The 5,884-nt window shown below is 39.3% G+C and carries 4 protein-coding genes; all 4 read right to left on the bottom strand.

Features of this window, described 5'->3' with window-relative positions:
* Positions 1-1,161 precede the first annotated feature (1,161 nt).
* A complete protein-coding gene (locus tag NB504_RS06690) occupies positions 1,162-2,442 on the bottom strand; it encodes a hypothetical protein (RefSeq protein ID WP_194585815.1) in 1,281 nt (426 codons plus the stop codon).
* Positions 2,443-2,623: 181 nt separating this feature from the next.
* Positions 2,624-3,169, bottom strand: coding sequence for a hypothetical protein (locus tag NB504_RS06685; protein ID WP_258428529.1), 546 nt, complete (start codon positions 3,167-3,169; stop codon positions 2,624-2,626).
* A gap of 157 nt (positions 3,170-3,326) precedes the next feature.
* Positions 3,327-4,202, bottom strand: coding sequence for a DUF2806 domain-containing protein (locus NB504_RS06675; RefSeq protein ID WP_258428528.1), 876 nt, complete (start codon positions 4,200-4,202; stop codon positions 3,327-3,329).
* 621 nt (positions 4,203-4,823) lie between these two features.
* Complete coding sequence (locus NB504_RS06655) at positions 4,824-5,402, bottom strand: AbiV family abortive infection protein (RefSeq protein WP_193168312.1); 579 nt, start codon at positions 5,400-5,402, stop codon at positions 4,824-4,826.
* Between the last annotated feature and the right edge of the window lie 482 nt (positions 5,403-5,884).

Below are 5,884 nucleotides of genomic sequence, written 5' to 3'. Positions count from 1 at the left end.
CGGCTAAGGGGTTGACAACGCACTGCCGAACTTAAAAAACACACTGTAAACACTAAACTTCAATTTTGAACTAAAGTCGCCAAGCGTTGGCAATCCCTCTTGAGCCGTTTGTTATGCAAATTCAATAAGATAAACTGACTTTACTCGATCAAAAGCCACGATTGCAATGGTTGAGTGATTCAAGAACCAACCCAAGCCTGAGCGGTGATAAATGAGCCGCCAAAACAAAGCTCACCTTTCAACAACAAACCAAGCTTTTGAATCAGGAAAACTCAACGAGCGAAAACTTCAGCAAGTGCAAAATGCTCGATTAACTTGCCCTTTCCACACTTTGCGCACGCTGAATTGACAACAAACCAGCACCAAAACTCATTGAGGCAAACAAAGAACCTTGCCTGTTTTACGGCTTGAGTAAACCACGAATTTTAGGGTAAAAAAGCTCATTTGCCGACAATACCAAACGAATGGCCGGAGAAATCCAAAAGATTGAACCCCTAAATTTACCTGAGTTGCATAACGCCCGGCTAAGGGGTTGACAACGCATCGCCGAACTCAAAAAACACACTGTAAACACTAAACTTCAATTTTGCACTAAAGTCGCCATGCGTTGGCAATCCCTCTTGAGCCGTTTGTTATGCAAATTCAATGAGATAAACTGACTTTACACGACCAAAATCCACGATTGCAATGGTTGAGTGATTCAAGAATCAACCCAAGCCAGAGCGGTGATAAATGAGCCGCCAAAACAAAGTCCACCGTTCAACAACAAACCAAGCTTTTGAATTAGACAAACTCAACAAGCAAGATTTTCAGCAAGTACAAAATGCTCAATAAACTTGCCCTTTCCACACTTTGCGCACGCAAAATTCACAACGCACCGGCGCTAAAACTGATTGAGGCAAACAAAGAACCTTGCCTGTTTTACGGTTTAAGTTAACCACGAATTTTAGAGTAAAAAAGCTCATTTTCCGACAGCACAAAACGAATGGCCGGAGAAACCTCAAAAGATTGAGCCCTAAATTTACCTGAGTTGCATAACGCCCAATTAAGGTGTGAGCCACGCTACCACATTACTCAACCATACCACCGTAAACACTGAACTAACCCCGAACCAAAAATGCCAAGCGTGGGGAATCACACTTAAATTGTTTGTTAGATTGTTTACTTCTTATCTATGGCAGTTTTCAATAAATCGAATATCGCTTTGTTAGAGACAGGGCTTTCTACTTTTTGTTCTGTACTATTTAAACCAAAAAACTTCTTAGTCAGTTCTTCTTTAACCTTGTCCCGTGTTTCTTTAGGTAGCTTCTCTAAGTATGGATCTAGAGAAGCTAATTCCAGCTCAGAACGCCTATTATGGTTTTCTAAGCTCCTGTGTTTGGCTGACTCCTTTGCAGCGTAAGCCGCAGGTACAGCCAGAACGAGAGCAGCACCAACTCTAAACAAGGCTAATTTCCAGTCAAATCCATTGGTCGTGGATATAAAAATAGTAAAACCAATAATCAACACCATACCTATCATCAAGCAGAGTGCTATACGACGCCAAATATCTGCAGCTTTTTTCTCATTGTTTGCGATATTTTGATAGTTACCTGTTATACCGATATTTCCAATAATTTGTAATAGAGTTGAAGCTTCTGATTTTTTCTTTTCTAATTCATCTAAAACCTCTTGAGCGTCCAACTTTTGTTGCTCAGTTTGAGCACTAAATTTTTCTTTATGGTTGGCTAAAAGGTCATCTACTTTTTCTTCATTTGTAACTACGTTAGTGTTTAACTTTTCACTAATATCTTTTGAAAAAACCTGATATTTACTTTCAAAATTACTAGTTGTTTCGTCCAATTTTTCGGAATACTGCTGCTCAGTTGCGTCAAATCGGTCATTAAAATCACTAAGTGATGTTTGAATACTCTCATTGTACATCTCGATTTCATTTACCAACCCTTCAAGCTTTGATTTCTGGTCAGTTGAATCGCTCATGATTATTTCAACAGATTCGAACAATTCATCTTTTGACTTTTTAATTTCGCAAAATGACCTTTCAGTTAACTTTTTAAACTCAATGAGTGAAGTAGTGAATGCTTGCTCTGTAACAGCTTGTTTTGCAACAGGTAGTGCATTTAGCTGTATCATCAAGTTATCAATATGTGCAGAGGTATTATTTAAGTGCCCCACATTTTTATTTGAAATGTAACTGTTAACTTCTGAAGTTATGCTACTCATATAGCTATTAGCATTATTAAGATGAGTATAGTTAACTAATGCGGGAATCAAATTACTAAGACATAGTTCAGCATAAGATTTAGCTTGAGTAATACGATCGATAATTTCAATAATATTGAGGTCTTCAGAAATAAGATCATCACTTCCCAACCTCTCAGTCAAATTTTCAATGCTTGCATGAATTGCATGCTCTTTGAATCTATCGTCCCACTGTGACATTTTACCTCCAATCCACAATTACAATCTAACGCCCGGCTAAGGGGTTGACAACGCACCGCCGGATTCAAAAAACACGCTGTAAACTCTGAACTTCAATTTTGCACTAAAACCACCACGCGTTGGCAATCCCTCTTGAGCCGTTTGTTATATTCGATTCACTTAACCATGATAGGCTACGTATTTAATCCTGATTGCCATAATGATCCACGGCGAAACTAAACATGACTTTAATCAAAAAGAACGTGCTGGTGATTAAGAACCAAGTGGGTAACGGTAAAAACATAAGTAATAACAAACCACTACACATTAGATTTGCAGAAATGAACAGTTGGATGCGATTATCCTTTAAAGCATTTACCACTAAGGCGGATATTATTGTGTAGGCCCAGATTAGAAACGCATACTTGAAGGGTGCAGAAAGAAGCCACGCTATTGCTAAGATATGAATATGTATAGCAATAAAAAGAAAGCGTCCCTTTCTCCTTTCTGCGTAGAACTTATTTGTGCCTCGGCTAAAATTTGCAATGCACCCAGCCAGCACATCAGCAATTAGAATGAAACCTAACACTGTCAACCAACCATTTTCATGGGCTATAGGACGATAAAGCTGGAAATAAATTAGAAAACTACCAAATAAGGCAAATATTGCCGTACAAGTAATTTCAATTAAAGATTGCTTTTCACCAAAGACCTCATGAAGATACTTGGGGATTTCAATATATTTCATCCTTTGTCCTTAAAAAGTTCACCGATCAGCTTGTGGAATATAACGCCCGCTTAAGGGGCAGCCAACGCCACTTTTTACTTAACGCATGACATCATAAGCACAAAAAGCAACGCATAGTAAAAATGCCACGCGTTGGATGTCCCTCTTGAAGCGTTTGTTATGCGATTGGTTCGGGTTCAATAAACGCTCTCTTTCGCCATAAGTCTTTAAGATAATTAAAATATGTCATGTTGGGCTTGGTTTCACATAATTTGCTCACTTCATGCCCCAGAGATGTCAATACAACCTCACCAATGTCAAAATCATAGCTAAGATCTCCACTATTTTTTCGTTCTGGCAAGCTAATGTTTATAGACTCTTCAAAATAGGTTATCTCAAACTTCCGCGGAAGTTGATTTGCACGATAGCTTCCACCGATTGCAATCAGTCCAATGCTCTCCATATTAACCAAGTCTGCATACTGAAGAGAAGTTGAATGGATATTTGATGCATTCAAATCATCAACAATCACATACTCGTCATCATGAATATTTACAATCAGCTGGCAAAGCTCCGTAAACTTAAGGGCTTCATTTTTACTAACGGTAGAAATAAACTCAATTGTCCGCTTAGAAAATGTACCAGACTTTTCTGCTTCTGCTGATAGTAAACTTGCCCAAAGAAATTGCATGTCTTTGTCAGAAACCGTTGCGCACCGCTCAAAAAAGTATGCTAACCAATCCTCATCTAAATTCTCTGGTTTTGCGTTTTCAGGAAGTCTTTCTATTGTCTGTGCCAATATACTCTCATAGTTAGCTTGCTTACGTTGTTCTTGCAACTCAACACGAGCCAAAGTTCGTGCCTTAATATCAGCTGACCGTAATTCAGATTGAAGTTCTATTTCACGAACTTTTGCCAGAGCTTCAGCTTCTTTAACTATTGCTCGTGGTCTGTATAAAACACCTACAGCATCACAAACTTTTGTCGTCAAAGTATTTACTGCATCTCCAAACTTACCTAACTCTATATTTATTAGTGCTTTTTCTTCTGACATTTTGTTCCCTATATTATTATTTTAGATAATCGCATAACGCCCGGTTAAGGGGCAGCCAACGCCATTACCAAGCTTCCGCATAACACCGTAACCACAAAAACCAACGCATGATAAAAATGCCGCGCGTTGGCTGTCCCTCTTGAACCGTTTGTTATGTTTAAGCTTCAATGACTTACGTTTTACCAAAACCAAGATTAACTCGGTTTTGACTGACAAACAAAAGCCAAAAACCAGAAGACTGAAACGACTCATAGATTTGAAAAACAGACTTCGAATTTAGGCAATTCAAGCACAAAAACCGGTGTTCAAAATACTGATTGAGCCAGCCGAACCAACCTCGCGCTTACTCGAAAATAGACTGAGGCAATTCTCTGAATTTCCAGCGCCAAAGAATAAATGTCCAGAAAACAGCGCCAAACGAAGCCAACTTGCCGAAAAACTAGAAACTAACAAGCCGATGGTACAAAGAAAAATCATAACCCACTGAATTTACGTGATTAAACATAACGCCCTGTTAAGGTGTGAGCAACGCAATACCAAAGCTCCCGCATAACACCTTAAACACTAAACGCAACGCATAGTAAAAATGCCACGCGTTGCGAATCACTCTTAAACAGATTGTTATGTGTTTTTTATTTGCTCAAACAATGCATCAGTCTGCTCTGCTGCTTCATTAGAAAAGTTAGTTAAACCACATAAGGCGTCATCAAAAACTTCGATTGCGAACAACAACATCGAGCGAGCAAATTTACGACTGACTTTTTCCTTTGGTATTTTAAGTTTCCCGTTTTCTCTTTGGAAGTAAAGGCTATGCTCTCTAGCTTGGACTAATGCCGAACTCTTTGCCATTACCATAATACGGTTCATTTCTGCCTCACCTATTGCGTCTTGAAGTCGGGACCCCATAGCTACAGTAGGAAGAGCTGCTAACATGTGCTTTGTCTTATGGTCTTTGAATACATTCCGCTTTTTCTCTGGATGATTACCGTTTGTATAAGAGCCAAGATGGGCTTTTGCCACTTCTTCTAACACTGTAATACTGAAAAATAGTGAACTAGAGTGGCTCTTATTCATATACAGGCATGCTGAATTATCGAGCAACTCAACGATATGACTGATTGCTTTATCTAACTCTTCAACACTTTGAATTAGGCGCTCATCCGAGTTATCTAATTCATATACAAGTTTCATTACTTCCATCGGAACTCCAAAACACATAACGCCCTGCTAAGGGGTGAGCAATGCTCTACCAAAGCTACCGCACACCACTTTAATCACAAACCCCGCCGCATGCTGAAAATGCCACGCATTGCGAATCCCGCTTAAGCAGTTTGTTAGCTTAAATTTCAGCACCTTAGATTTACCAAGCCTGAGACTAACCCGATTTAGGAAACCGGCAAACTGCCTAAGTTTTAAAACCCGAATTGATTCAAACTTTGTGGCCTTTCATGCGATTCGAAAACCCGAAAATTTTGATAAATCACTTTCGGAAAACTCAAAGCGAAAGCAAAACTGCCAAAGCGACTTTGCGCCAAACTGACTAGCCTCGCGCATTCCCAAAACTCAATTGAGGCAACTGCTCAAGACTTGCGTTGGCAAACAATGCTGATTTGCCGAAAACCTAAACGAATGGCCGAAGGAAGAAAGAACAAGCAGCAAACAATGATTTTTAATGTTTTAAG

It is taken from the genome of Vibrio sp. RM-69-4 (assembly GCF_024743775.1).
Lineage (GTDB): Bacteria > Pseudomonadota > Gammaproteobacteria > Enterobacterales > Vibrionaceae > Vibrio > Vibrio anguillarum.
The sequence above is the reverse complement of the archived record's forward strand: the minus strand, read 5'-3'. Positions and strand labels throughout refer to the sequence as shown.

What these genes read in the sequence shown, in the direction of transcription:
- NB504_RS06690 (WP_194585815.1), bottom strand. Translation starts at nt 2,442, where the DNA reads ATGTCACAGTGGGACGATAGATTCAAAGAGCATGCAATTCATGCAAGC.
- NB504_RS06685 (WP_258428529.1), bottom strand. Translation starts at nt 3,169, where the DNA reads ATGAAATATATTGAAATCCCCAAGTATCTTCATGAGGTCTTTGGTGAA.
- NB504_RS06675 (WP_258428528.1), bottom strand. Translation starts at nt 4,202, where the DNA reads ATGTCAGAAGAAAAAGCACTAATAAATATAGAGTTAGGTAAGTTTGGA.
- NB504_RS06655 (WP_193168312.1), bottom strand. Translation starts at nt 5,402, where the DNA reads ATGGAAGTAATGAAACTTGTATATGAATTAGATAACTCGGATGAGCGC.